The organism is Photobacterium gaetbulicola, from assembly GCF_003025515.1.
Taxonomy (GTDB): Bacteria; Pseudomonadota; Gammaproteobacteria; order Enterobacterales; family Vibrionaceae; genus Photobacterium; species Photobacterium gaetbulicola.
In genome coordinates, this window is sequence record NZ_PYME01000077.1 from 1 (window position 1) to 636 (window position 636).

Genomic DNA, 636 nt, shown 5'->3' on the forward strand with positions numbered 1-636 from the left:
TCCTGAGATGTCTCGTGGGCTCGGTGCATAGTGAGGCGAGCCAGTTGGCCGAGATCTTCACGGATCAATGCCGTCATAGGGTTTAAAACCGGCACTGCGGTAACACGAATAGCAATAAACTCCCCGTGGCGTCGTGCGTTTTTGATAAAGCCAATGCGTTGCTCTGCATCATCAAATTCATCTAGTAGCCTACTTTCGATATGGTGAATAGTGTCGTCCTGGCGCTGTATCCAAAGGTACAATTCATGGATAAATGGTTGGCGAACCTCAACCGGGCGCATGGTTTCAGCCAGCATCCGGTTTACCCGGTTTTTAAAGACAGGATGCAGCGAAAAATGATTTCCGCCTGCTAGCTGGTTGAACAGCTTTGGTAGCGTAGGTAATGGAAAATTACTGCCAATTGCCTTGAGAGTGACCTTATGCTCGCAGTTTTCGGCAAAATAGGGTACGCAGTTCAGACGTGTTAACAGCATTTGATGCATCGCCAGCAGAAGCTCCCCTGCAGGCAAGTTCTCCTGCGCTAACTTCAGCTTAGCTTCGTTGCGCTTGATCAGACGGCGTAAAAAAAGTTCCCCTTTTAGCGCCTCTTCTCCGCTGCCTGTCGCTAGCTGAATACTACGGCAATCAGGGCTAACC

The 636-nt window shown here is 49.7% G+C and carries 1 pseudogene; it reads right to left on the reverse strand.

Going from position 1 to position 636, the window contains the following annotated elements:
• A pseudogene (locus tag C9J03_RS26390) lies at positions 1 to 636 on the reverse strand (PilZ domain-containing protein); the annotation flags it as partial.